We start from the raw sequence: 25747 nt of genomic DNA, 5'->3' as shown, positions 1-25747 counted from the left end.
TATATTTAATATATTATTAATAATTAGTGTCTACCTAGTAAATTTGATGTTGTTATTTGTATATATTTTTTACTTATGCTAATATTATTAGTTATCAATAAAGTTTTATTTTAATTTGGAGGTTAAGTATGAAAATACTTTTAATACTAACTCTAATTTCATTTTCTATCTTTTTAATCTCTTATAATCTAGATAAAAGAAAACTTTATAATGGCTTTTTATTTAATATTTCATTATTTATGTTTTTATTAACTGCAACATACATAACCTTCTCTACTTCTAATATATTATTGATGGTTATATTTTTTATATTTTTTATTATAGCAATTTTTATTTTAATATTTGGGATTTATATACTCATAATTGGATTATTTATAAATGCACGAATTGTAATAAAAAGGGAGAGTAGAAGCTTATCTAATCTATTAACATTTTTCTTAGGCTTAGCTTTACTTTTTCATGTAATACTAACTATAATTAATCCTGAAAGATTTTTACCTAGTGATATTAATGCATTTATTGGTGGATTTATTCTTATAGAAATATATTTCTTATTTAGTGTTTTTAACTTCTTAATGATTTCACTATTATATCAACTTAATAGACCTAAGTTAAATCAAGATTTTATAATTGTTTTGGGTAGTAGGGTAATTGGAGATAAGGTTCCTCCTTTACTTGCTAGCAGAATAAAAAAAGCAATTGAATTTTATAACAAGCAAGCTAAAGCATCGACACCACCTAAAATAATATTTTCTGGTGGTCAAGGTAAAGATGAGAAAGTTTCTGAAGCATCTGCTATGCAAAAGTATGCTATAGAAAATGGTATACCTATTTCTGATACAATACTTGAAGATAAATCAACAACAACATTTGAAAATATGAGTTTTTCTAAAAATATAATGGATAAAATTAAGCCAAGTGGATACAAAAGTATTTTTATTACTAATAATTATCACCTATTTAGAGCTGGACTTTATGCCAAAAAAGCTAATTTAAAAAGTGATGGCATTGGTGCAAAAACTGCACTTTACTTTATTCCAAATGCTTTAATAAGAGAATATATTGCTATTGTAGTAATGAATAAAAAACGTCATTTTATAGTTATATCATTTATATTAATCTGTAGCTTTATATTAGCCTTAATAAATTATTTTTTAATAGGTTAAAAATAAATAAATAAAAAAGCAGTATACATAAATTTATGTATACTGCTTTTTTATTTATTTTAATACGTCTAAAACCTTATCATAATTTGGTTCTTCAGTTATTTCTTCTAGATATTCTACATATATAATTTTATCATCTTCATCAACTACAAACACTGCTCTTGATAAAAGACCTAATTCATTTATGTATACTCCATAATTTTGCCCAAATTCTCTATCTTTATAATCTGATATAGTCTTTACATTTTCTATACCAGCTGCACCACACCATCTAGCTTGTGCAAATGGTAAATCCATTGATACTGTATATACCGTAACATTATTTAATTTTGAGGCCTCTGTATTAAATCTTCTTACTTCCATATCACAAACTGGTGTATCTATTGATGGAACAGATAAAAATACTCTTTTTCCTTTAGTATCATCTAATTTTAATGGGTTTAATTCATTGTCTATAACTGTAAAGTCAGGAGCTTTATCTCCAACTTTTAATTGTTTTCCTTTTAATGTTAATGGTGCTCCTTGAAATGTTACTTTCATTATAATTACCTCCTAATTATTTATATAAACCTATATTATTTTTAGTATTTGTTAATATATTTATACCTTTATATTAACTATATAAACAACAAAATATAGCTTTTTATAAATATTAAAGTAATACTTATTTATCTATCTTAGGAAAGACTAATATAGATTTAAATAAATCACCATCTATTTCTACACTAAACTTACCACCTTGAAGATTTACTAAATCTTTGCTTATAGCAAGTCCCAGTCCACTACCTTCTGTGTTTCTTGACTCATCTGCTCTTTTAAATCTTTCTGTTATCTCTGTGGCATCAAAGTTAAGTTCATATGAAGATATATTTTTCATAGTAATGATTACACTTTCATCAGACTCTAATAAATCTATATATACTCTTGTACTAGGTAGTGAGTACTTTGATATATTTGATAATAAGTTTTCAAATACTCTATACATTCTTCTACCATCTGCATATATATTAATTTTTTCACTACTCAATTTTAATCTTATATCTAAGTTAGAATTTGTTAATTTTTCTTCCATTTCTCCTATACTTTGTCTAAGTAGCTGTACTATATCTATATTTTCCATATTAAGCTCTAAATTTCCACTACTTGCTTTACTAGCTTCAAACAAATCTTCGATTAATATTTTTAACCTCTTAGACTTTTGGTCTAATACTTTTATATAATCATTTACATGTTCTGGGGTTACGTCTTCTTTTTTTATTAGCTCTATATAATTTATTATAGATGTAAGTGGGGTCTTTAAATCATGACTTACATTAGTTATAAGTTCTGATTTCATTCTCTCACTTCTTAATTGAGTTTCTATTGATTTTTCTAGTCCTTCTCCAATATTATTAATATTTTCTGCTAAATTAGTGAAACTATCATTTCCCAATAAATCTATTTTGTAATCTAATTCTCCATTTTTTATTCTAGAAGTTCCTTCTATTATATCGCTTAAATAAGCTAATTTTTTAACTATATATAAGGTAAATAAAATCATAGACATAGGTATTCCAAATAAAAGCATAACCTCATTATAGATAAGTTCATACAATAAGACTGACACTACCCCACCTATAAATGTTATACCTATTGATACTATTATTATTCTTTTTATTAAAGGTATTTCTTTAGATGCTTTTAACGCACTGATAACAGTATTTTTTAATATTTTATATAGTTTATATACAATAGTTTCTTTTAATATATATATTTTTTTATCATATTTTTTGCTTCTTCTATTTATAGTGTAAGCTGCATATATAAGTAGATATGCTCCTATTACTGCACATATTTTTTCTATCATATACCTATAACCTTGATAATAAGAAAGTGAAAATGGTACATATAATAAAAAGTCTATAGCCATTAACCATAGTATAATATCTATTGGTACTTTGTTTGATAACTTAGTTAATATACCTTCATCATGGTCTTCATTTATTTTTATTTTTTTATATGTAACTGCTGATATAATAAATACAATTATATTTACAATCATTAAAATTAAACATATATACACTTCTTTTATAGTTTGTGTATATTGGTGATACTCATTATATACCTTATCTGAAATTTCTACATTAGATAATAATTTAGGAAAAGACATATGTACTTCTAAATTTTCTTCTGGTGTAGCATCTAATAACTTACCCTCTATATAATGGGTTGGATTTTCTGATACTTTTTTATTTATTGTTTTTATGTAACTTCTATTTGAATTATTTTTGTCTATTTTTATATTTGTATATTCATCTATATTTTTATCAAATTCATCAAATGTTTTATATTCTGTATTAGTATAATACTCATTAGTTTTAGTATTTTTAACCATAAATTTAATATTTTGTATTTGATTTAGCTGGTTTCTACCATAATTAACCTTATTTAAAAGATCATTTTTAGCTTCTTCTTTAGTAGGCTTTCTTTCCTTAGTTTCTATTATTTCATTTCCATATTCATTTAAACCCTTACTGACATCTTCATAATATGTATTTTCATTTATATAATTACTTATATTTGAATCTACATCTGATACACTTTCCCCCATCCAATACAAAATAGGTCTAAGTACATTAAATTCAAATACATTACTTTTATAAAAATCTGTTTCTAGTATTTGCTTATCCTTATGCATATAACTTGTCCATAGTCCCATATTTTGACTATAGATTGAATACGTTGTTGGTATTACTGTAAGTAGTATTGATAATGAAATCATAGATAACATTAAGAATACATTCTTTAATCTATTTTTTTTCAATTTTATCCCTCATCTCAATTTATTTAAATTATTGCCTATAATATAGATAGTTTTCTCATTATTTTGTATATAACAAAATTTATCAGTGATAAATTAGCTAATATCATAAATAAATTTTGGCTAAAAAATTTAAAACATGTTATTATTCCTATTATTTGTGTAACCATAAATATAGTTAGTATAAGTATTAAATTAAACACTAAACTTTTATTTTTTATAATTTTACCTCTACAATTTTTCAACTTTATATCCAACTCCCCACACCACCTTTAAATATTTTGGCTCTCTAGGATTTATTTCTATTTTTTCCCTTATTCTCCTTATATGAACTGCTACGGTATTTTCCGCATTAAAACTTTGTTCCTTCCATACTTTCTCGTATATTTCATCAATTGAAAATACTATTCCCTTATTAGATAATAAAAGCCTTAATATATTAAATTCAATTGGTGTTAGTTTAACATTCTCTCCTTCTACTAAAACTTCCTTTGTCAATAGATTCATAGAAAGTTCTCCGCTTTTTATTACTTCTTTATCTTCATTTTTATAAGTTCCTAAATTAACATACCTTCTAAGACTTGACTTTACTCTAGCTACAAGCTCTAGTAAATTAAATGGTTTTGTTATGTAATCATCTGCACCAATATTAAGTCCAAGTATCTTATCTGTATCTTCACTTTTTGCTGATATTAATATTATAGGTATATTTTTTTCTTCTCTTATTTTTATAGTAGCTTTTATGCCATCTAATTTTGGCATCATTATATCCATTAAAATAAGATGTATTTTTTCATTTGCTATAATATCTAATGCATCTAATCCATTATAAGCTTTGTATATTTTATATCCTTCATTTTTTAGGTATATATCTATTGACTCAACTATTTCTTTATCATCATCCACTACTAATATATTGTACATATAAATTTTCACCTTCTTTATTATTTTCTTTAATATTATACAATAATTTCACATCCTTTAAATATTAATAATATAAATTCATTTCCTATCCTACAAATATATAATAGAGTATAAATCTTAAAAATTTCTTAACCTAATTCTTAAGATTTTATTACAAAATATGTAAACATAGAGATATTCGGCAAATGCTATTTTACTTTGAAGATATAAACATGTAATCTTTGGTTAATATCTACGGTGTCGCTTCTATGGCAGATTTTGATACTTGTTCTAAGGTAGAATCATTTATATTATTTAGTGCTATAAAGTGAGATGGTTACTCTTATAAGCTATACGATATCTTATAGATCGTAAGGATACCTGCTTGATATTTATTTTCTAATTTCTTTGGTTTAAATGTTATATTGATGGGAATTCCTGTTGGTTAGATAATTGAATTTTTTATAAAGCTTGAAACTAGAAGAAAAGACAGTTATTTATAATCAGTATAAATCCATATTAAATTTTGAAATAGTAAATACTTATAATGAAGAATAAATTGAATTTTTGCTCAAATAATATTATTATAAGTTTATGTCTTTCATCTTAGGAGTGTATATATGTCAACAATATTAAAAAAGTACAGACATAAAATAATCGAATATATAAAGTTCAATATAATAGGTATAAGCAATTTTGTAATATCTCAAGGTATATATCTTACTTTGTTTATTTACTTTAAACTTCACTACCTATTAGCCTATACTATAACTAGTGTTATTAGTATAACAGCATCTTATATATTAAATAGTAAATATACTTTTAAAGAAAAGAAATATTCTTATAAAAAATTTTTCTATTCAATCTTAATATATATATTTGAGTATATATTAAATATGGGAGTTATAGTAATACTTGTAAATGTATTTAAACTTGGAGAAATATTATCACCAATAATTGCTCCAGCTTTTACTACTCCCCCAATATTTCTTCTTATGAGGAAAGTAATAAAAAAATAGTTAGCAATATTGCTAACTATTTTTTGTCCTTCTATATTTTCATATAAATTAAATTATATTTTAGATAAAGCAGATACTATAATCTCTTCCTTAAAAGGTTTTACTATAAACCCTTTTGCTCCATATATTATAGCTTCTTTCATTCTTGCCTCTTGTCCTAATGCAGATACCATTACAACTGAGGCAGATGGATCAATTTTCTTTATTTCTCTTAGTGCTTCTAATCCATCCATTTCAGGCATAGTTATATCCATAGTAACAACTTCTGGCTGTAATTCTTTATATTTTTCAATTGCCATTACTCCATTTTCAGCTTCTCCAACTATCTCAAATCCATTATTTTCAAGCATATTACGTATAGACATACGCATAAATGCTGCATCATCAACTATTAATACTCTTTTCATATTTTTTCCTCCAATTACTTGTTATAAATTTTTTCTATATACAGATGGTCTCACTCTTTCAAAGTCAGTTTGTAGATTAGATAAATTTTCTGACATACCTATTATCAGGTATCCTCCTGGTTTTAATGAATCATATAATTTCTTACATAATTTTTGCTTTGTAGGATTATCAAAATAAATCATAACATTTCTACAAAATATGACATCATACTTAGAACGATTCCAGCCTATATTGTCATTTAAGTTAAAGTATTTAAATTCTACTATGTTTCTTACATTATCTGTAATTTTATAATTTCTATCATTTAATTTCCTAAAAAAGCTCTTAATCCATGCTGGTGGTAGTTTAGCTATTTTGTCTTGTGAATAAATCCCCATTTTAGCTTGATTTAAGACATTATTTGATATATCAGATGCAGTTACAGAAACTTTTAACCTAGGATTTTTAGACATCATTTGTTGAGCTAACATGGCTATACAATAAGGTTCTTCTCCAGTAGATGAAGCTGCTGACCAAATTTTAACTCCTCCTATTGGAGGTTTTTTTAAAGCATGTGTTAAAACTTCATCCCTTAAAAATTCATAATGTTGTTCCTCACGCATAAAATATGTAAAGTTTGTAGTTAACTTTTCTACTAAAACTGCTGCTTGTTCTCCACTTTTATCTTGCATTAAATTGTCTATGTAACTCTTAAAATCTCTAAATCCTAATCTTTTTACCATAAGACCTAATCTAGTTTCTATCAGGGTCCTTTTTTTGTCAAGATTTATCCCATAATTATTATACATAAAGTTCTTTAGTCTTATGAAATCTTTATCTGTTAAGTGCATAATCTATATCCTCTACAATTTTTACTAATGAATCACAATCTAGTATTAATTGAACTTCATTATTTATTTCGCTAACTCCCTTTATAAAATTAGGCTTATCATCACTATCATTTGAATCCATTTTCATACTTTGACCATCAGGAATATGAATAACCTCATTTACTGCATCTACAATTAAACCTATTTTTTCATCATTATTTTCAATTATTATTATACAAGTTCTCTCATCATATTCTTTTGGACTAATTCCAAATCTCATTCTTGCATCCATAACAGGTATTATATTACTTCTTAAGTTTATAATTCCTTTTATATATTCAGGTATAAATGGAACTTTAGTTATAGGTAGCATTTCAATAATTTCTGTAATATATTTTGATGATAAAGCATATTTTTGATTATCTATAATAAATACCATACATAAATCATCAATTTTATTATCTATTATTTCATCATTTGTGCTCATATATAAGGCATCCTCCTTTTTAAATGACTTTTTCACCTTTTCCTACACTTTTGATTTTTAGTTTACTTGTTAATACATCAAAGGTAATAGTTCTACCACAGGTTCCTAAAACATCTTCAGATACAATAGGTATATGTAATTTTTTTAATGTTTCTTTACATGCCTTTACATTTTTTTCTCCAATAGTAAATATACTACTTTCTGCATTTTTAAAAGTAAACATATGAGCTCCACCCGCTATTTTAGCTTTTATAAACATTGGATTTGCTCCTGATTTTTTCATTTCTTCATACAGTAAACTTATTCCAGTATCTGCATATTTAGCTTTATTTACAACTTGTCTCTCATTCTTTGAATCTGATAATAAAATATGAACTAAACCTGCTATCTTTTTTGTTTCGTCATATAATACTATTCCACAACATGATCCTAATCCAATAGTCGTAATTTGGTCTGGAGCCTTAACAATATTAAAATCGGCTATACCAACCGTTATATTTTTCATTTTTTATCTCCTAAACATTAAATCCTAGTGATGCTAATAATTTATCACATGATTCAGCCTTTGGTAGGAAATAATATTTTCCTTCTATTTCATGATTTTCCGTGAAAAAGTCTGTTTCTATACAAAGTATAGAATCAAATACAGGCCCATATAATGACATTGGTAAATTCATAATAGCCATTACCATATCTACACTAAAATATGGAATAGAAGGAGTTACATTTAAATTTGTCATATCCGAAATTGCTGTTAAATACGTTCCACAAAGTATATTACAAACTTCACCAATAGAAGATAATGTTTCACAAACTTTATTATAATCATTTCTATCGCAATCTATTTTACTTCCTGAAAGTCTAGATAATAAATTGAATGCAGAATCTACCTTCATTATCACCATAATAAAACCTTCCATATCTCCTGATAGTTGAAGTACCGTTCCAACAACTAACTCCTCTGGTGATTCATAGCTATCTGTTATATCAGAAAAACCTACCATATCACTTTTAGGAATACCTATATCTACTAACTCATTTAACATAACTGCCAATGAATTAGATGCATTTCCTGATCCTATATTACTTATCTCTCGAAATACATTTAATTTATCACATTCAAATTTCATATATATTATCCTCCAACTATCCTTTTACTTTCGATGTTAATTGTCTTCTTTTTAACTGATTTAATATAATATTTGGCATCATATCTAAAGATGCTTCTTTTAGCACTGCTCCAATTTTCTTAGCAACCATAGGCATACCATATACAACACAAGAGTTTTTATCTTGTCCTATAGTATATCCGCCTTCATTCTTTATACTTAAAAGTCCTCTTGCTCCATCTGACCCCATACCCGTTAAAATAACTCCTATTGAATTATCCTTTGCTTGCTTTGCAACGGACATAAATAAATAATCTACTGACGGACAATGACCACTAATCTTTTGGCCTTTTTTTATATCTAAGATATATTTTCCATTTCTTTTTATAATTCCCATCTGTAATGCTCCTGGGGCAATATAAGCATGTCCACTTAATAGCTCTTCCCCATCTTCACCTTCTTTTACTTTTAATACGCACCCTCTATCTAATCTTTCTGCATATTTTTTTGTAAATATTGGTGGCATATGTTGTGTTATTACAATTGGTGGCAATCCTAGTGGTAGTTGTTTTAATAACTTTTCTACTGCCTCAACACCTCCCATAGAAGCTCCTATGGCAATTATATCTTTATCATTTTTTCTTACTATATTATTTTCTAATAACTTACGTTTATTTTGTATAATACTAGATTGAACTTTTGTTTTCTTGTCTAATTTTGCAATAGATGCTTCCTTTATTTTTGTCGATAAATCATCAAAAAACTGGTTCATCGTATCTGCAGTAGGCTTTCCAACAAATCCTACTGCTCCTGCATCTATAGCTTCGAAGCATCTTCCATCTGCTCCACTTATTACAATAGTTGGTACTGGATGTTGTTCCATTAGTATTTTTAAAAACTCAATACCATTTATACCTGGCATTTCTATATCTAAAGTTAATACATCTGGCTTAAGTTGTATTACTTTGTCTTTTGCTTCAAAAGAATCTTTAGCTGTTCCTACAACTTCTATACCTGAATATTCTTGTAATCTAGTTGACACTACTCTTCTAAATACCATAGAGTCATCTATTACTAAAACTTTTATTTTTTTACTACCTTCCATAGATATCTCTCCTTAGATAACTAAATTACTTGTGTATTATTGCATTTACATCAAGTATTAAACTAATTGAGCCATCTTCTAAAATAGAGCATCCTGACATATAAGATTGAACTTTGTCAAATTGAGTAAGTAAAGTCGGTATTGGCTTTATAACTACTTGTTGTTGACCTAAAATTCCATCTACTATGATACACACATTTCCCATTTCAGACTCTACTAATATCATAATACCTTCATCATTTTTCTCAGAGTTAATACCTAATACATTAGAAACCCTTACTATTTCATAGCAATTTCCTCTTATAATGCTATGTTCTTGCCCATTAGGATTTTTAACTATTTCATAGTCTCCTTGTCTAAATACTTCTTTTATACTTAGCGCTGGTATAATATAAATTTGATCCCCTATATTTACCTTCATTCCATCTACTATCGCTAATGTTAAAGGAATTCTAAGTATAAATGTTGTACCATTTCCTGGCTCGCTATCAATACTTATTGAACCTCTTAACTTACGTATATTGGTATATACAACATCCATACCTACTCCTCTTCCAGAGTATTCACTTACTGCTTCTTTTGTTGAAAAGCCTGGTGCCATTATAAAGTTATATGCTTCTTTGTCACTTATTTCATCTATACTTTTAGTTGTTATTCCTTTTTCAATAGCTTTTTTTACTATAGTTTCTTTATTTAAACCTCTACCATCATCTTTAATTATTATTACAACATCTCCACCAGTATTTTTAGCTTCTAATGTCACAGTAGCTCTTTCTGGCTTAGTTGTATTTTTACGTTCTTCCAAAGTTTCAATACCATGATCCATACTATTTCTAATCATGTGCATTAAAGGATCTGAAATATTTTCTAATATGTTTCTATCTACTTCTGTTTGCTCTCCTATTAAAACTAAGTCTACTAATTTTCCAGTTTTTCTACTCATATCTCTTACAACTCTTTGCATTTTAGTAAAGGTTGAAGATATTGGAACCATACGCATAGACATTACAACATCTTGTAATTCATTAGTTAATTGGTGAAGCCTTCTAGCTTGTTTTTCAAAGCTATCTCTGTCAAAGTTTTCTACTTGAGATTGCTTTTCTACCATTGACTCTGTAGTAACTATTTCTCCAACAAGGTTCATTAATGTATCTATTTTATTAATATTTACTGTTAGATAGCTATTTTTACTATGTGTATGACCTTGATTTTGTTCTTCTTTTTTATCTTTCTTTTGAACTTGTGCTTGTTTTTCCTCTATTATATTTGTACTTTGTTCTTTTGACTCTTCTACTAGCTCTGTACTTTCTTCTTTTGGAGCTTCTATTATTTCTTCATTAATATCACAATTTTTTTCTTCCTTTATTTCTTCTTTTGGAGAAATTATTCCAAATACACTTTCTAACTCTTCATCATTTAATTTATGTATTTCGTATCTATCTAAAAACATTGTATCTTTTATAGCTTCTTCTATTAATGATTGTTCCTGGACTGTTCTCATATATAATATAAATCCGTCTTTAATTATTACATCATCACAGTCTGAATCTAAATCTTGTGGTATATGCTTTACTTCAGAGCATAGGCTTTGTAATATTGTGAGTACACCTAAAGCCCTTATACTTTCCATAGCACATCCTTTTTCAAAGAATACTTTTGCACATAAATAATTTTCATTACTATCTTTAACTGTAATTTTTTCTTCTTTATTTTCCGCTAATTCTTGTATATTTTCATTTGATTTATTATCTATATCATCTTCTTTATTTGTTGCACTCTTTAAAAAATTAATTGCCTTATCATGTAGTTCTTCAATACTTGCTTCTGGAAGAAGACCATCTTGAATATTTAACATTTCTTCTTTCAAGAAATCTATACTCGCTAAAACAAGGTCAACAACTTCATCCCACTGATTACTTGAAAGTTCTAATCCATTACGTATTGCATCAAATATGTCTTCTACACTATGAGTTAGTTTTGTTAAACTATCATACCCCATCATTGCAGACGAACCTTTAATAGTATGCATCGCTCGGAAAATTTCTTCTATATGCTCTTTATCTAACTTCCCACTTTCTGATTGACCTGCAAGTAAAATCTCTTCCAATTGTTCTAATAACTGCATATTTTCATGCACATAAAATTCATTTAAAGAATCTACTCCACTCATATTTCTCTCCTTTATTAAATAAGATAACTCCTTTAAAACTAACTTTTAAAAATGGAAGCTAAAAGCTTCCATTTTTTAAATCATAATTTATGATATATTATTTTTTACTAAAACTCATTCATTTCAAAATAGCTAGCTTCGTCAGTATTAAAGTTTATTGATCTATTTGAACTATTTACATCTTTTAATCTAAAGTTTTCAATAAGTGATTTTAACATTTGTGCTTGACCACTTAATTCTTCACTTGCTGCAGCACTTTCTTCTGAAGTTGCTGAATTTGTTTGCACCACTTCAGAAATTTGTTCAACACCTAATGTAACTTGAGCTATAGCAACAGCTTCTTCTTCTGATGTTTTAGCTATATCATTTACTATAACAGTAGTTCTGTTTGTTGTATCTATTATCTTTTGAAGAGATTGTGCTGTATTATCAACTATTTCAGTTCCTTTATTTACAGCTTCCATAGAATTTTCAATTAATGTAGCTGTGTTCTTTGCAGCTTCTGCTGATTTAGCAGCTAGATTTCTTACTTCATCTGCAACTACAGCAAATCCTTTACCTGCAGAACCTGCTCTAGCAGCCTCAACAGCAGCATTAAGTGCTAGTATATTTGTTTGGAATGCTATATCGTCTATAGTTTTTATAATTCTGCTTATTTCGTTAGACGTAAATGATATTTCTTCCATAGCATTTACCATTTGTTTCATTTGTTCATTACCTTCTTGAACTTGTTTTGCAGAACTGTTAGTTAATGAGTTAGCATTTCTTGCATTGTCAGCTGTTTCTTTTATCTTATCTGATATTTCTATTATTGTTGCTGATAATTCTTGTATAGCACTTGCTTGTTCTGTAGCACCTTGAGCTAACATTTGTGATCCACTTGAAACTTGATTTGATGCTGCTTCAACTTCTTCTGCAGCTGCATTTATTTGTGCTATTGTTTCACTTAAATCATTACTTATTCTTGTAACAGACTTTTCTATATCTTTAAATACGCCTATATATTCAACATTAGTTTCAACATTAAAGTTACCTTTAGCAAGTTCTCCTAGTACACAAACAGTGTCATCTACTATTGATTTTACTTCTTTACTCATATGACGCATACTTTCAGATAATAAACCTAATTCATCTTTTGATTCGTATTCTATATTTATATCAAAATCTCCATTTGCCATTTTATTTGAAGCTTCTTCTATTTCTTCAATTGGCTTTGTTAAAGATTTTGTTATATAAATTGATATAGCAAGACCGACAACTATAGTTAATACACTTACGGCTACAGATGCAATTATTGCATTTTTTACTGTTTCATGGATGTTTTTATTAAATTCAATACCTCTTTGGTTAGATCCTTCGTTTAACTTTACAGCAAGATCTACAGCTTTGTTATAATCATTATAAAATGGAGTATTTTCATCACTCATTTCCATAGCTTTTTTGTAATCACCAGTTCTTGCCACATCATAAATATTTTGACACTCTAATTTATAATTATTTACAGCAGTTCTAACCTCTTCAAGATCACTTTTATCTCCTGTAAATGTTTTAGATATTTTATCTATTCTATTGTTTATACTGTCAAAATTTTCTTTTGCCTTTTGGAAGTAAACATCAGGCTTTTGTCTAAGTACGATATTAACTGTATTTCTTCCGGCAGAAACTAAATCCCTACGTATACCCATAGTTTCATTAGTTCCTACATACGGTCCATTAAATAGCTGAGAATTTAACTCTTCCGCTTCTTTTAATTTCGATATTGTATATATACTTGAAAATGTAGCAAGTAGTAATACAATTATAAATGATATTGCAAGTTTTCTACCTATTTTTAAATCTTTAAACTTTCTCATAATCGTCTCCCTATAATTCATATTAGATAATATAGATTTTAAAATTATACATAAGTATATAAACTATTTTAATTCCTTATAAAATTTTGAGCTTTGATTATATTAATATATGATTCTATGTTATTAGTTTATATTTCATTAATATTAATTCTTGAAGTTCGTGCACGCTAAATCCTAAATATACCTTTAATAAACATACCAAATATATTAAATACATTTAACATATATTTTATACGGATACTTAATTTAATACTTTAGATTTTATATATTATGTTTTTAATAATTACATAATATGAATAAATTTTATATTCTATTTATACGGATAAAAAACAAATACTTTATATATTAAATATTTTTTTATATTTAATATATAAAAATAAAGCATATGAAGCTATTTAATATATTTATAATAGACTCATATGCTTTATTTTTATATTTTTTTTATACTGTAGTCTTTAGATCTCTTACTTTTATATTCATTTAAAAGTAAAGTAAGGGTTTGAATTATTTCATATTCACTAGGTAATATTATTGCACGTCTTGAATCTAATACAAACTTAGTTTCCTTGGTTACAAGAGTATTACTAGATACTTTCTTATTTACACTCCCCTTCATATCCATAAGAAGTTTAGTAACTTCACCCTTTGTAATGTTTTTTAGTATAAGTTTTACTTCTTTTTCAGTCAATAAATTTTCATAGCTAACTTTTTCTAATTCTTCATCGAATAATTCCATTATGGATGATGTACTATTTTTTACATATTTTTTCGTGATAAAATTTATACTTTTTATCATAATAAAAGCAACTATAGACATTGTAATAGCATTTAATAATAGATATACTATTTCATTTGAAATATTTTCTCCAAAATTAGTAGCAATCTGTACAATCATAAACCCTAGTAATCCACCTAAAAAACCTAGTGGTAAATCTAAACTTTTAAAAATCTTATGTTTTGGATTTAAATCATTTTCTTCAATTTCATTATCTATACTATAGTTTTTAGATTTATATAGTTCTACATCCATTAGATTTTCTATTGAAAATATACTCTTTGCAAATTTTAAGTACTCAACTTCATCTGAGTCTTCATCTAGAGTTATCCCATATATAAAGTCTTCACCATAAACTTTTATAGACCTAATTACTGCTTTTTCTAAAGCTTCAATCTTACTTTCTCCATTCCAAATAGATAGTGCATACTCTATACTTCCTGATATGCCAAGTATGTGTTCACATTCTACACTTCCATCTATCTCAAAAAAATCTAAACCTTTAATTTTTCCATCTATAGCTAATTCTTTAGCTTGATTATAACTTATAGTACCTCTTTTTAATATTGCTTTAGGATTCATATCCTTTTGAGCTATACCTTCTTTAATCCTATCTTGAAAATCACTTATAGCTTCCTCATATTTATCAAAAGGTATCTCTATATTAACTGGTGATCCATCTTCATTTACATATCTTAGCATCCCATAATTTAAACAAGCATCTACACACCTTTCCCCCGTACTGCTGTATTTACTTTTTAATATTTTTGCCATGTGCTGCTAACCATCCTTTACTATATAGGTTCTTAGCTTAAAGTTTTTACTAATTCTTCTTCTCCTAATATACTTGTTATTCTTATACCGAAATTTCTATCTACTACTACAACTTGTCCATAACCTATTTTTCTTCCATTTACATATATTTCTACTTCTTGATCTTCGAATGTATCTAATTCTATTAAAGATCCTTTAGATAACTCAAATATATCTTTTAAAGACATCTTAGTTCTTCCAAGTATAGCACTAACTTTTAATTCTATATCTAATACTCTATCAAATTTTTCACTCATATCCTACCCTTCCTTTCTTATAGAGTTTGTTATTATAACACCTTTTTTATTTTTTATAAGTCCAGGTTTACACTTAAATGCTTTAGCCCCTGCAACATACAAATCTAAATCTCCTGCTACTTTTGTATCTAGTGATAAAATATCACCAACTTGTAAGTTTAATAAATCCTCAACACTTATATTTGTTTCACCTAGTCTAGCTACTATATCTACATTTGCACCACAAACATTGTTATAAATTGCATTTGTAAATTCAAAATCATACTCTATATTCTTATTTCTAAATAATATCTTCGTTTCTAGTTGATCTAATATTGGTTCCATGCAACTATAAGGGTTGCAAAAGCGCATTTTTCCGATTTCTTTGTCTCCATACATCATTTTCATATGAGCTATAAGTACTGATTCACTTACTGGATACTTTTTACTAGCACCTGCATTTGAATGTACTCTTAATACTTCTCTTGATTTACAAGTCTCAACTATATATAACCTAGTTAACAATTTTGTGCATAAATGAAAAATTAATTGCTTATCAATTTCTGTTAAATCTCTTTCATAATTTTCAAATACTCCATCTCCACCTAGCATTAAATCTATGTATGTTAATGCTACAGATTTATCAATTTGATAAATAAGATCCTTTACTAGTGGTTGTATTGCATGTTCTACGATAACTGATTTTGGACTTATTGAGTTAATAAATTCTTCATAATTTGTTTGTTCTACTTTTTCAACCTTGCAAGTTATATTAGGTCTTTTTAACTCATATGCTAAAAATAAATTTGTATTTTTGCAATAGTCTTCAGATATAACAGATAAAAATCTCATGTTATCAGTTGAATATCTTTGTGGTTTTTTAAAATCATATGTTTTTACATTTTGTTCCATAAACTGTATATATCTAAAATATATAATTATACATTTTAGAATACTAACTCCTTTCTATAAAAATTTATCTACTTTGTAGATTATTTATCATACTCCACATATCATCAGTAGCTTGTAGCCCCTTACTATTAAATTGGAAACTTCTCTGAGCTATGATTAAGTCTGTCATTTCAGTTTCCATATTTACATTAGACATTTCCACATATCCTTGTAGTATATTTGAATTAGTTACTAACTCAATTTTAGCGCCATCTCTTAAATTAAATAAATTATCACCTGCAGGAATAAAATCTTTATCGCCTTGTACTTTATATAAATTTATCTTACCAACTTCTTCTTTATCTACAAATATTTCTCCCAACTTATTTATGCTTACTTCTCCTTTTGATAAATCAACATCATTTCCATTTATAACTTGTATATCTAATTTATTTCCCTTATCATCAACTAAATCACCATTTGAATCTACATTAAATTCTCCATTTCTAGTATAACTAAATGTACCATTTGGATTTATAACTCTAAAAAATCCATCTCCATCTATAGCTAAATTACTTTTTATTCCTGTATCCTTTATTGCTCCTTGGGATAAGTTTCTAAAAGATTGAGATACTTTTACTCCAGTACCAGTATTGTTATTATTATTGTGTGGATAGTAGCTTCTATCTAATGTTTCATTATACAAATCTAAAAAACCAATGTCTAATTTCTTATACCCTGTAGTCTGCACATTCACCATATTATTTGAAGTTACCTCTATTTTCCCTTGACTTGCAGACATTGCAGATACGCTATTTTTCATTATATTGTACATATTTTATCTCCCTTATCTTACTGTTCCAATTTCATTTGCGACTTTACTAAGAGTAGAATCTATCGTTTGAATAACTTTTTGATTTGCTTCAAATAGTTTTACAGTCTCCATTAATGATGACATTGTACCTATACTATCAACATTTGAACCTTCTAAATACCCTTGTTTGATCTTTATATTATTGGTTTTTATTTCATTTTTACCATTATATAGATTATTTCCACTCTTTGTTAAATCATGTTTATTATCAAACTTAACTATATTAAAATCATACATTTTATTACCATCTATGCTTATACTATTATCTGGATTTATAACTAGCTTTCCATGTCCGACATATATAGGCTCTGAATTATTTGTATTTCTGTTTGTTCCAAGTACATAATCCCCTGATTTTGTTACTAAATACCCTTGATTATCAATATTAAAAGATCCGTTTCTCGTATAAAATGTTTTATTATTATGATCTAATACCTTGAAAAATCCATCACCATCTATAGCAAAGTCAGTATTGTTTTCAGTTGAAATATGTGCACCTTGTTTATGATTTGTAGCATTCTCATCTATTCTTGTACCAAAGCTTAATCCACCTAGCTTTTGTTTATGAGCAATTCCATTTATGTAATTGTCATTATTTGATAGCATAATTTCATCAAAACTTTTCTCAACTAAAGTATCTTCTTTATAACCTACAGTATTTACATTGGCTAAATTATTTGTAACAATACTTTGTTTAGCTTCTAATGCCATCATGGCAGATACAGACGTATATAATCCTCTTATCATTTTTTCTCCCTCCAATTAGTCTATATATTTTAACTTTTTCATAGCTAACTTTAAATTCTTTATGGCTCTACTATTTAATTGGGATACTCTAGACTCAGAAACCCCTAATATTAATCCTATTTCTTTTAATGTTAATTCCTCATAATAGTATAAAGATAAAACAAGCCTATCTTTTTCATTAAGGGTATCTATAGCCTTTGCCATTATTTCTTGTAGCTCATCTTTTTCAACTAAATGTGTCGGAGATAACTCTTCTTTTTCTTTTAAAGTATCTATAAGCTTAACTTCATTTTCATCATCAAAAATTACATTATCAAGATATACGTTGTTTAAATCTAACATTTTTACATTTATATCATTAATTTCATTTTTACTAACACCCATATGATTTGCTATTTCATCTATAGTTGGTTTTCTAAAAAATTTATTTTGCAAAATTTCTACAGCCTTATTATATTCTTTTATTTTGCTCATATACATTCTAGATATAGGTGAGTATTTTCTTATTTCATCAATTATATAAGATGATATTCTTATAGATGCATAAGTTGAAAATTTCACTCCTCTACTTTCATCAAACTTATTAGTTGCGTCTATAAGTCCCATGACTCCATAACTAACTAAATCTTCATATTCCATTCCCATTTTGCTCGTATAGTATTTTGATGCAATATGCTTAACAAGAGGCATATTACTAATTATAAGTTCTTCTTGTTGATGTGACTTCATTATTACATTCCTCCATATTATATATTTACTACACCTTGAGCTTTTATCTGAATATCACTTGGAACTTCATTAAGAGATAATACTGAGACATTTGGAAATACAATCTCAACTAATTTTCTAAAAGGTGCTCTTATCTTTGGTGATACCAGTAATACTGGTCTGTTATTCGTAAAGTTAATTTCTTCTATTGTCATTTGTATACTATTAAATATTTTATTAGTAGTGTCTGGGTCTATAGCTGGATATGTTCCATTTACTGACCTTTGAAGATTATTTCCGATTAAATTTTCTATTTCCATAGATAATGTAGCTACTGTAATAGAGTTATCCTCATCTATTAATTCCGAGCATATGCTTCTACTCATTGCCATTCTTACATATTCGGTTAAAAGTTCTATATCTTTAGTATTTCTTGCATTATCTGCCAAAGTTTCTAAAATAGTTACTCTATCTTTTATAGCAATTTTTTCTTTAAGAAGGTTTTTAAATACCTTTTGAATTTCACCTAATGTCATTAAATCCGGAATTAGCTCTTCAACAACAGCACTATATCTTTCTTTTGTTTCATCTATTATTTCTTTAACTTCTTGTCGTCCTAAAAGTTCATGAGACTTCGACTTTATAACTTCTAATAGATGTGTTACTAAAATTGTAGTAGGATCTACAACTGTAAACCCATATAATTCTGCTTCTTCTGCTTTATCTTTATTTATCCATAAAGCATCAAGGCCAAATGTAGGTTCTTTTGTTTGTATACCTTCTATACTTGAATCTATTCCCATTGGATTCATACAAAGTAACATAGATGGCATTAAATCATATGTTGCTACTGCAATTCCTTTTATTTTTATACTATATTGATTTGAATTTAGCTGTAAATTATCTCTTATTCTTATTGGTTGAACTATTATACCCATATCAATAGCACATTGTCTTCTTACTGATACAATTCTTTGTAGTAAGTCTCCTCCATTACTTTCATCTACTAGGGGAATTAGACCATATCCTATTTCTACTTCTATAGGTTCTACATTTATTAACTTAGATACATCTTCTGCGTTTTCTAAACTAGCTTGAGCATCTTCTTCTTTATATTCTAAGTCATAAGATTCTGCTTCTTTTTCTTTTTCTGCTTTATTTAATAAAAACGAAATTCCTACTGCTCCTATACCTAATGAGAAAAATGATAGTTTTGGAAGCCCTGGTAAAAAACCTAATACTATAAGAACTATTCCTGTCATTCCTATAGCTTTTGGTATAGATATTAATTGTTTTCCTAGTAAATTTCCAAAACTTTCATCTGAGCCTGATCTAGTTACTAATATACCTGCTGATGTAGATATTAATAGTGCTGGTATTTGACTAACTAGACCATCTCCTATTGTAAGTCTAATATATGTTTGCACAGATTCTGAAAAACTCATCCCAAGCATTATAACACCTATAATAATTCCACCTAATACATTTATAGTTGTTATTATTATACCTGCTATAGCATCTCCCTTTACGAATTTAGATGCTCCATCCATAGCTCCATAGAAATCTGCTTCTTGTTGTAATTCTCTTCTTCTAATTCTTGCCGTTTTTTCATCTATTGTACCTGAGTTTAAATCAGCATCTATACTCATTTGTTTACCTGGCATGGCATCAAGAGTAAATCTTGCTGAAACTTCAGAGACTCTACTTGAACCATTTGTTATGACTATAAACTGAATAATTATTATAATTAAAAATATTATTACTCCAACTACATAATTGCCACCTACAACGAAACTTCCAAATGATTCTATTACATTTCCTGCATAACCTTGCCCTAATATAAGTCTTGTAGATGATATATTTAGAGCTAGTCTAAATAAGGTTGTAACAAGCAATATAGTAGGAAATATTGATAGTTGTAATATATTAGTTGAAAAAAGTGTAAGTAATAATATTAGTAATGAAAATGCTATATTTAATGTTAGCATTACATCCAATAGAAATGGAGGTAGTGGTATTATTATCATTAAAACAATGCCGATTATTCCAAATCCTACTATTATATCAAATCTTTTCTTCAAATCTAGTTTTTCCATCTATGACCTCTTTTTAACTATTTGTATTTATTTTTAATTTTATAAACAGCCACTAATACTTCTGCTACTGCTTGATACATTTCTTCTGGTATTTCTTGATCTATTTCTACCTCTTTATATATAAGTCTTGCTAGAGGTTTATTTTCTAAAATAGGTATATCATGTTCCTTGGCTATTTCTCTTATTTTAAATGCTACTACATCAGCTCCTTTTGCAACAACTATAGGAGTTGTATCTTTTCCTCTTTCATACCTTATTGCTATAGATATGTGTGTTGGATTTGTTACTATTACGGTAGCTGATGGAACAGCTTGCATCATTCTCTTACTAGCCATTTCTCTTTGTCTTTGTTTTATCTTTCCTTTTATATGAGGATCTCCTTCAACTTGCTTAAATTCCTCTTTTACTTCCTGTTTAGTCATTTTTAGACTTTTTCTGTAACTATACTTTTGATATACAAAATCAATTACTGCTATTATTACTACTGCTAAAACTATATTTATTAGTAAATCTTTTATTATATTTACTATAGTGTATATAAGGTATGGAAGATGTATGTCTCCACTGTTCATTATTAATTCGAAATTTTTTTTCATAAAACTGTATCCTATTTCAAAAAGTACAGCTATTACAACTATACTTTTAATCAACATTCCTACAGATTTCATAGAAAACATATTTTTAAATCCATTTATTGGATTAAGTTTTGAAAATTTTGGCTTAATGCTCTCAAAGTTAAACATAAACCCTGTTTGCATAACATTTCCTATTACAGAAAATACAATTATTATCAATCCTATTGGTAAAAATAACTTCATAAATGAAATTATTAAATTTACTGTCAAAGTGTGTAATATGTTATAATCCATATTAAATTTAAAATTATTACTTAAATAATGTATTATATTATTTTTAAAATCTGATATCATATAATTTGACATTGTACCAATTATAAATAATATGGCTATTAGGGTTATTGCAGTTGTTACTTCTTTACTTTTAGCTACATTACCCTTTTTTCTAGCGTCTTTCTTTTTCTTTGATGTAGGTTCTTCTGTTTTATCACCACTAGAAGATAAAATCATACCTACAGGTCCAATAGAGCTTAACACTCCATGCTTTACTTTTAAAGTTCCATCTAGTATAGATGGTAATTGATTAAATAAGTTATGAATTTCTTTTAGTATAAATGGCATTCCTATAATAAAAACTGCTATTCCTACTAAAAGTTTAATTGGCATTCCTATAACCATTACATTAAATTGTGGAACACTTCTTGATATTAATCCCATTATTATCTCAGTTATTATTAAGCAAAGTACAATAGGAACTGCTATTTTAAAACCAATTGCAAAATATTCAATAAATACATTTATTACGTAATTGAAATTTCCAATTAGTATAGATTTTCCTACAGGTATTATCTCGAAGCTATGTTGTATTCCTTCTATTAAACTATGATGTCCGTTCATAGTAAAAAATACCAAAATACCTATCCAATACATTATATTTTCTATAAGTGTTGATTGATTTTTACTGTTAGGATCATATATGTTTATCATAGATAATCCTAACTGTTGATCTATTAAGCTACCTACAATTTTTAAGCTATTAAAACACAAACTTGTTATAAATCCTAATACTAATCCTGTTACTATTTCAACTACACTGTAATTTATTAATTGTAAAACTGTAGTAATGTGTACATTTACATGTACCGAAAAAGCTATTATTGTAGACATAAATAATGAAAATACTACTTTAAATATATTTGGTGTTCCTGCAGGAAATATTACATTTATGATAGCAAAAAAGGTTATTATTCTAATAAATATAAATATCAATTTTTTATCCTTTTATATTAGCTATTATACTCATTATTTTTGTTGTAAATTTTATAAGTTCCTGCAACATCCAATTTCCACCTAAAGCTAATGTTAATGCTATAACTATCAACTTAGGTACAAAAGTTAATGTTTGTTCTTGAATCTGAGTAGTTGCTTGAAATACACTTACTAGTAGTCCAACAACTAAAGATAGTATAAGAATTGGGCCTCCCACCAACATACTTGTATATAATGCTTCTTTTACTATACTCATTACCATAGTTTCATTCATAATATTCTCCTCATTATTTAAAGCTTAAAAGTAAAGATTTTATTAATAAATTCCATCCATCTACCATAATAAATAATAGTAATTTAAAAGGTAATGAAATCATAACCGGAGGGAGCATAAACATCCCCATAGACATAAGTGTGCTTGATACCACTAAATCTATTAATAAAAATGGTAAATATATTAAAAATCCTATTTGAAAAGCTGTTTTTAATTCACTTATAGCAAATGCTGGGACTAATATATATAATGGAATATCATCTCTTGTGACTTTTTTTCCATCCATATTAGACATTTCTAAAAATAATTTTATATCTTTTTCTCTTGTCTGCTTTAATAAAAATTTTCTTACAGGTACTTCAGCTTTTTCTATAGCTTCTTTAAATTCAACCTTTTTTTCCATATAAGGTTTTATTGCAGTTTTATTTATATCACTTATAGTAGGTGCCATTATAAATATGGTAAGTGCCATGGCTATACCAATTAAAATCTGATTAGGTATAGATTGCTGTGCTCCTAATGCTGATTTTAAAAATGAGAGTGTAATAATTATTCTAACAAAGCTTGTCATCATAAATATTACAGTTGGCAAAAACATTAAAAATGTTAAAACTATAAATAATTTTATTAAAGGAGCTAAATGTTGCTGATTTTTTAACATCATACTAGCGAAATCTTCCATATTTATTCCTCTTTAAGTTTAATTTATCTATCTTGTATTTACTAAGATTTAAATTATTATAATCTGATTTATTTACTTTAAGGCTTTTATATTTTGATTTATTTCCAAAAAAATTAAATTTCTTATATCTTGGAGCAAACTGCCCTAAGTTTATTTCAGAATCATCTTTTATTTTTTCTATTGAATTTATTTCTTCTTTAGTTAAATCCTTAATTTTATCTACTTTAGAAGGTGATGATACTAATACACATCCCTCATCACCTATCTTTAAAACAAATAAATCTATGTCTTTTTTTAAATTTGTAACTTCTAAAACTTTAGTATATTTTTTGCCTGCAATAGTTGACATACTTGCTTTACTTAATCTTAAAGAAACTACTATTAAGATTAAAATTAGTGGTACAAATATCAATAAATTTATTATATATTGCAACATATTATCCATGATGTTTATTATCACTTCTCCTTTTGCTCAACAATTAAAATATCTACTCTCCTATTTGTTGCCCTGTGTTCTGGTGTATCATTTTTAACTAATGGTTTAAATTCTCCATATCCTTTTGCAGAGAATCTAATAGGATCTAGTTTTTGCTCATCTACGAAATATTCAACTACACCTACAGCTCTTGCAGTTGATAGTTCCCAGTTAGAAGCAAACTCTTTATTATGCATAGGAACATCATCTGTATGACCTTCAACTAAAACGTCATTATCAGTGCTTTTTATTATACTCGTTATTCCATCTAGCACTTTTTTTCTATCTTCTTTTAAATTTGCTTTTCCTGGGTCAAATAATATATTTTCTCCTAATTGTAATACTATACCCCTATCTTCTTCTCTAACTTTTATGTCATCTTTAAGACCTTTTTCATCTATTATTTTATTTAATTTTTTAGATAAATCTTCGTATTTTGATGCTAATTTATCTCCATCTTTTTCTATAGCTACCTTTAGCTGGTCTATATTTTTTAAATCAGTTACTTTTGTACTTCCTTGAAGTGAATTTTTTAATGCAGCAGTTAACTCATTAAGTTTTTGAGTATCTACTGCAGACATTGAATATAGCAATATAAAAAATGTAAGAAGTAAAGTTATTGTATCGGCATATGTGTCCATCCACGCATTTGTATTGACATCATCGCCTTTCTTTTTTTTACGCGCCATCTAAATCTGCTACCTTTTCATTTCCTTCTCTTTTATAATATTTTGCTCTTTCTTTTTCATCTAAGAATGCTATTAATTTTTCTTCTATTACTCTTGTACTTTCTCCATTTTGTATACTGCTAATTCCACAAATCATCATTTCCATAAATACAACTTCTTTTTCACCTTTTCCTTCTATATTAAATCCTATAGGGTTTAATACTGCATTTGAGAATAATGCACCGTAAAAAGTAGTTATTAATGCTTTTGACATACCACTTGCTATTACTTCAGGAGAACCCATGTCTGTAAGCATTTGTATTAGACCTATTAGTGTCCCAACCATACCAAATGCTGGTGCATAAGATCCCCATACTTTAAACATTTTAGATCCACCCGAATAAAGTACTTCTTTTTCTGCTATTTCTGTTTCTAATATTTCTTTTATACTTTCAGTGTCCACACCGTCTATTACTAATTCTAATCCTTTTTTTAAAAATTCATCTTCTATCTGCGAAACTTCCTCTTCTATAGCTAGTACTCCATCTTTTCTTATCTTTTTAGAAATTTCTTTAAACTGGTCTACTAAATCCATCTTGTATAAATTGTTTGATGTTGTACATAACTTAAAGTACTTAGGAATCTTTTTTATATCAGCAACCGAAAATGTTACTAATACTGCAGAAAATGATCCTCCTAATGTTATTGCTAAAGAAGGCATATCTATAAATGGTTTGATTCCAGTCCCACCCATAGATATTCCAAACATTACAAGAGCAAAAGCTAGCACTAGTCCTATTGGTGTTAAAATATCAAGCTTTTTCATTTCTTTATC

General features: G+C 27.1%; 26 protein-coding genes. 2 read left to right on the top strand and 24 right to left on the bottom strand.

What is annotated here, in order from left to right; all coding sequences use genetic code 11:
• Positions 1 to 128 precede the first annotated feature (128 nt).
• Positions 129 to 1166, top strand: coding sequence for a YdcF family protein (locus I2H23_RS01460; RefSeq protein ID WP_195580903.1), 1038 nt, complete (start codon positions 129 to 131; stop codon positions 1164 to 1166).
• Positions 1167 to 1220: 54 nt separating this feature from the next.
• On the opposite strand, the gene tpx is transcribed toward I2H23_RS01460, so the two are convergent.
• From tpx to I2H23_RS01445, 3 genes are all read right to left on the bottom strand, one after another.
• Complete coding sequence (tpx, locus tag I2H23_RS01455; RefSeq protein ID WP_195580902.1) at positions 1221 to 1706, bottom strand: thiol peroxidase; 486 nt, start codon at positions 1704 to 1706, stop codon at positions 1221 to 1223.
• Positions 1707 to 1830: 124 nt separating this feature from the next.
• Positions 1831 to 3969: a sensor histidine kinase gene (locus I2H23_RS01450; protein WP_243248167.1), complete on the bottom strand. Its 2139-nt coding sequence runs from the start codon at positions 3967 to 3969 to the stop codon at positions 1831 to 1833.
• Between the two features lie 228 nt (positions 3970 to 4197).
• Positions 4198 to 4890, bottom strand: coding sequence for a response regulator transcription factor (locus tag I2H23_RS01445; protein WP_195236892.1), 693 nt, complete (start codon positions 4888 to 4890; stop codon positions 4198 to 4200).
• Between the two features lie 599 nt (positions 4891 to 5489).
• On the opposite strand from I2H23_RS01445, the gene I2H23_RS01440 reads away from it, so the two are divergent.
• On the top strand, positions 5490 to 5888 hold the full coding sequence (locus I2H23_RS01440; RefSeq protein WP_092926839.1) for a GtrA family protein: 399 nt from the start codon (positions 5490 to 5492) through the stop codon (positions 5886 to 5888).
• A 53-nt stretch (positions 5889 to 5941) separates the two neighbouring features.
• Here I2H23_RS01440 and I2H23_RS01435 read toward each other — a convergent pair whose 3' ends face one another.
• The 21 genes from I2H23_RS01435 to I2H23_RS01335 form a co-directional block, all read right to left on the bottom strand.
• Positions 5942 to 6295: a response regulator gene (locus tag I2H23_RS01435; RefSeq protein ID WP_092926840.1), complete on the bottom strand. Its 354-nt coding sequence runs from the start codon at positions 6293 to 6295 to the stop codon at positions 5942 to 5944.
• A gap of 21 nt (positions 6296 to 6316) precedes the next feature.
• Positions 6317 to 7126 (bottom strand): CheR family methyltransferase, encoded by an 810-nt coding sequence (locus I2H23_RS01430; RefSeq protein WP_092926841.1) that lies wholly within the window; start codon positions 7124 to 7126, stop codon positions 6317 to 6319.
• The gene (locus tag I2H23_RS01425; RefSeq protein ID WP_092926842.1) at positions 7110 to 7592 is read right to left on the bottom strand and encodes a chemotaxis protein CheW; all 483 of its coding nucleotides are present in this window, start codon (positions 7590 to 7592) and stop codon (positions 7110 to 7112) included. Before I2H23_RS01425 ends, I2H23_RS01430 begins: the two co-directional genes overlap by 17 nt.
• A gap of 19 nt (positions 7593 to 7611) precedes the next feature.
• Positions 7612 to 8097 (bottom strand): chemotaxis protein CheD, encoded by a 486-nt coding sequence (locus I2H23_RS01420; protein WP_092926843.1) that lies wholly within the window; start codon positions 8095 to 8097, stop codon positions 7612 to 7614.
• Positions 8098 to 8107: 10 nt separating this feature from the next.
• Complete coding sequence (locus I2H23_RS01415; protein WP_195580901.1) at positions 8108 to 8722, bottom strand: chemotaxis protein CheC; 615 nt, start codon at positions 8720 to 8722, stop codon at positions 8108 to 8110.
• Positions 8723 to 8738: 16 nt separating this feature from the next.
• Entirely contained in the window at positions 8739 to 9806 is a 1068-nt protein-coding gene (locus I2H23_RS01410; protein ID WP_092926845.1) for a protein-glutamate methylesterase/protein-glutamine glutaminase, read from the bottom strand.
• Between the two features lie 25 nt (positions 9807 to 9831).
• On the bottom strand, positions 9832 to 11976 hold the full coding sequence (locus tag I2H23_RS01405) for a chemotaxis protein CheA (RefSeq protein WP_195580900.1): 2145 nt from the start codon (positions 11974 to 11976) through the stop codon (positions 9832 to 9834).
• A 107-nt stretch (positions 11977 to 12083) separates the two neighbouring features.
• Positions 12084 to 13829, bottom strand: a complete 1746-nt coding sequence (locus I2H23_RS01400; protein WP_240276099.1) for a methyl-accepting chemotaxis protein — start codon at positions 13827 to 13829, stop codon at positions 12084 to 12086.
• A gap of 430 nt (positions 13830 to 14259) precedes the next feature.
• Positions 14260 to 15378 carry a hypothetical protein gene (locus I2H23_RS01395; RefSeq protein WP_166505008.1) on the bottom strand — a complete coding sequence of 373 codons (1119 nt, stop codon included), beginning with the start codon at positions 15376 to 15378 and terminating at the stop codon, positions 14260 to 14262.
• A gap of 32 nt (positions 15379 to 15410) precedes the next feature.
• Positions 15411 to 15674, bottom strand: a complete 264-nt coding sequence (gene fliN / locus I2H23_RS01390) for a flagellar motor switch protein FliN (RefSeq protein ID WP_092926849.1) — start codon at positions 15672 to 15674, stop codon at positions 15411 to 15413.
• A gap of 3 nt (positions 15675 to 15677) precedes the next feature.
• Positions 15678 to 16565 (bottom strand): flagellar motor switch protein FliM, encoded by an 888-nt coding sequence (locus tag I2H23_RS01385; protein ID WP_092926851.1) that lies wholly within the window; start codon positions 16563 to 16565, stop codon positions 15678 to 15680.
• A 64-nt stretch (positions 16566 to 16629) separates the two neighbouring features.
• Positions 16630 to 17379, bottom strand: coding sequence for a flagellar hook-basal body complex protein (locus I2H23_RS01380; RefSeq protein WP_092926853.1), 750 nt, complete (start codon positions 17377 to 17379; stop codon positions 16630 to 16632).
• 12 nt (positions 17380 to 17391) lie between these two features.
• Positions 17392 to 18165, bottom strand: coding sequence for a flagellar hook-basal body complex protein (locus I2H23_RS01375; RefSeq protein WP_166505006.1), 774 nt, complete (start codon positions 18163 to 18165; stop codon positions 17392 to 17394).
• A gap of 15 nt (positions 18166 to 18180) precedes the next feature.
• The gene (locus I2H23_RS01370; protein ID WP_092926857.1) at positions 18181 to 18894 is read right to left on the bottom strand and encodes a sigma-70 family RNA polymerase sigma factor; all 714 of its coding nucleotides are present in this window, start codon (positions 18892 to 18894) and stop codon (positions 18181 to 18183) included.
• Between the two features lie 17 nt (positions 18895 to 18911).
• Entirely contained in the window at positions 18912 to 20969 is a 2058-nt protein-coding gene (gene flhA, locus I2H23_RS01365) for a flagellar biosynthesis protein FlhA (protein WP_195580899.1), read from the bottom strand.
• Between the two features lie 17 nt (positions 20970 to 20986).
• Positions 20987 to 22813: a fused FliR family export protein/FlhB family type III secretion system protein gene (locus tag I2H23_RS01360; protein WP_166505004.1), complete on the bottom strand. Its 1827-nt coding sequence runs from the start codon at positions 22811 to 22813 to the stop codon at positions 20987 to 20989.
• 4 nt (positions 22814 to 22817) lie between these two features.
• Complete coding sequence (fliQ, locus tag I2H23_RS01355) at positions 22818 to 23087, bottom strand: flagellar biosynthesis protein FliQ (RefSeq protein ID WP_092926863.1); 270 nt, start codon at positions 23085 to 23087, stop codon at positions 22818 to 22820.
• 13 nt (positions 23088 to 23100) lie between these two features.
• On the bottom strand, positions 23101 to 23769 hold the full coding sequence (gene fliP, locus I2H23_RS01350) for a flagellar type III secretion system pore protein FliP (protein WP_092926865.1): 669 nt from the start codon (positions 23767 to 23769) through the stop codon (positions 23101 to 23103).
• A complete protein-coding gene (locus tag I2H23_RS01345; RefSeq protein WP_195580898.1) occupies positions 23753 to 24205 on the bottom strand; it encodes a flagellar biosynthesis protein FliZ in 453 nt (150 codons plus the stop codon). The genes fliP and I2H23_RS01345 overlap by 17 nt, the downstream gene beginning before the upstream one ends.
• Before the next feature lie 20 nt (positions 24206 to 24225).
• Entirely contained in the window at positions 24226 to 24933 is a 708-nt protein-coding gene (locus I2H23_RS01340) for an OmpA family protein (RefSeq protein WP_195236884.1), read from the bottom strand.
• Positions 24923 to 25738: a motility protein A gene (locus I2H23_RS01335; protein WP_092926871.1), complete on the bottom strand. Its 816-nt coding sequence runs from the start codon at positions 25736 to 25738 to the stop codon at positions 24923 to 24925. Before I2H23_RS01335 ends, I2H23_RS01340 begins: the two co-directional genes overlap by 11 nt.
• Between the last annotated feature and the right edge of the window lie 9 nt (positions 25739 to 25747).

It is taken from the genome of Romboutsia sp. BSD2780061687b_171204_C1 (genome assembly GCF_015560225.1).
GTDB classification, from domain to species: Bacteria; Bacillota; Clostridia; order Peptostreptococcales; family Peptostreptococcaceae; genus Romboutsia_C; species Romboutsia_C hominis.
The sequence above is the reverse complement of the archived record's forward strand: the minus strand, read 5'-3'. Positions and strand labels throughout refer to the sequence as shown.

What these genes read in the sequence shown, in the direction of transcription:
- I2H23_RS01460 (WP_195580903.1), top strand. Translation starts at nt 129, where the DNA reads ATGAAAATACTTTTAATACTAACTCTAATTTCATTTTCTATCTTTTTA.
- tpx (WP_195580902.1), bottom strand. Translation starts at nt 1,706, where the DNA reads ATGAAAGTAACATTTCAAGGAGCACCATTAACATTAAAAGGAAAACAA.
- I2H23_RS01445 (WP_195236892.1), bottom strand. Translation starts at nt 4,890, where the DNA reads ATGTACAATATATTAGTAGTGGATGATGATAAAGAAATAGTTGAGTCA.
- I2H23_RS01440 (WP_092926839.1), top strand. Translation starts at nt 5,490, where the DNA reads ATGTCAACAATATTAAAAAAGTACAGACATAAAATAATCGAATATATA.
- I2H23_RS01435 (WP_092926840.1), bottom strand. Translation starts at nt 6,295, where the DNA reads ATGAAAAGAGTATTAATAGTTGATGATGCAGCATTTATGCGTATGTCT.
- I2H23_RS01430 (WP_092926841.1), bottom strand. Translation starts at nt 7,126, where the DNA reads ATGCACTTAACAGATAAAGATTTCATAAGACTAAAGAACTTTATGTAT.
- I2H23_RS01425 (WP_092926842.1), bottom strand. Translation starts at nt 7,592, where the DNA reads ATGAGCACAAATGATGAAATAATAGATAATAAAATTGATGATTTATGT.
- I2H23_RS01420 (WP_092926843.1), bottom strand. Translation starts at nt 8,097, where the DNA reads ATGAAAAATATAACGGTTGGTATAGCCGATTTTAATATTGTTAAGGCT.
- I2H23_RS01415 (WP_195580901.1), bottom strand. Translation starts at nt 8,722, where the DNA reads ATGAAATTTGAATGTGATAAATTAAATGTATTTCGAGAGATAAGTAAT.
- I2H23_RS01410 (WP_092926845.1), bottom strand. Translation starts at nt 9,806, where the DNA reads ATGGAAGGTAGTAAAAAAATAAAAGTTTTAGTAATAGATGACTCTATG.
- I2H23_RS01405 (WP_195580900.1), bottom strand. Translation starts at nt 11,976, where the DNA reads ATGAGTGGAGTAGATTCTTTAAATGAATTTTATGTGCATGAAAATATG.
- I2H23_RS01400 (WP_240276099.1), bottom strand. Translation starts at nt 13,829, where the DNA reads ATGAGAAAGTTTAAAGATTTAAAAATAGGTAGAAAACTTGCAATATCA.
- I2H23_RS01395 (WP_166505008.1), bottom strand. Translation starts at nt 15,378, where the DNA reads ATGGCAAAAATATTAAAAAGTAAATACAGCAGTACGGGGGAAAGGTGT.
- fliN (WP_092926849.1), bottom strand. Translation starts at nt 15,674, where the DNA reads ATGAGTGAAAAATTTGATAGAGTATTAGATATAGAATTAAAAGTTAGT.
- I2H23_RS01385 (WP_092926851.1), bottom strand. Translation starts at nt 16,565, where the DNA reads ATGGAACAAAATGTAAAAACATATGATTTTAAAAAACCACAAAGATAT.
- I2H23_RS01380 (WP_092926853.1), bottom strand. Translation starts at nt 17,379, where the DNA reads ATGTACAATATAATGAAAAATAGCGTATCTGCAATGTCTGCAAGTCAA.
- I2H23_RS01375 (WP_166505006.1), bottom strand. Translation starts at nt 18,165, where the DNA reads ATGATAAGAGGATTATATACGTCTGTATCTGCCATGATGGCATTAGAA.
- I2H23_RS01370 (WP_092926857.1), bottom strand. Translation starts at nt 18,894, where the DNA reads ATGAAGTCACATCAACAAGAAGAACTTATAATTAGTAATATGCCTCTT.
- flhA (WP_195580899.1), bottom strand. Translation starts at nt 20,969, where the DNA reads ATGGAAAAACTAGATTTGAAGAAAAGATTTGATATAATAGTAGGATTT.
- fliQ (WP_092926863.1), bottom strand. Translation starts at nt 23,087, where the DNA reads ATGAATGAAACTATGGTAATGAGTATAGTAAAAGAAGCATTATATACA.
- fliP (WP_092926865.1), bottom strand. Translation starts at nt 23,769, where the DNA reads ATGGAAGATTTCGCTAGTATGATGTTAAAAAATCAGCAACATTTAGCT.
- I2H23_RS01345 (WP_195580898.1), bottom strand. Translation starts at nt 24,205, where the DNA reads ATGTTGCAATATATAATAAATTTATTGATATTTGTACCACTAATTTTA.
- I2H23_RS01340 (WP_195236884.1), bottom strand. Translation starts at nt 24,933, where the DNA reads ATGGCGCGTAAAAAAAAGAAAGGCGATGATGTCAATACAAATGCGTGG.
- I2H23_RS01335 (WP_092926871.1), bottom strand. Translation starts at nt 25,738, where the DNA reads ATGAAAAAGCTTGATATTTTAACACCAATAGGACTAGTGCTAGCTTTT.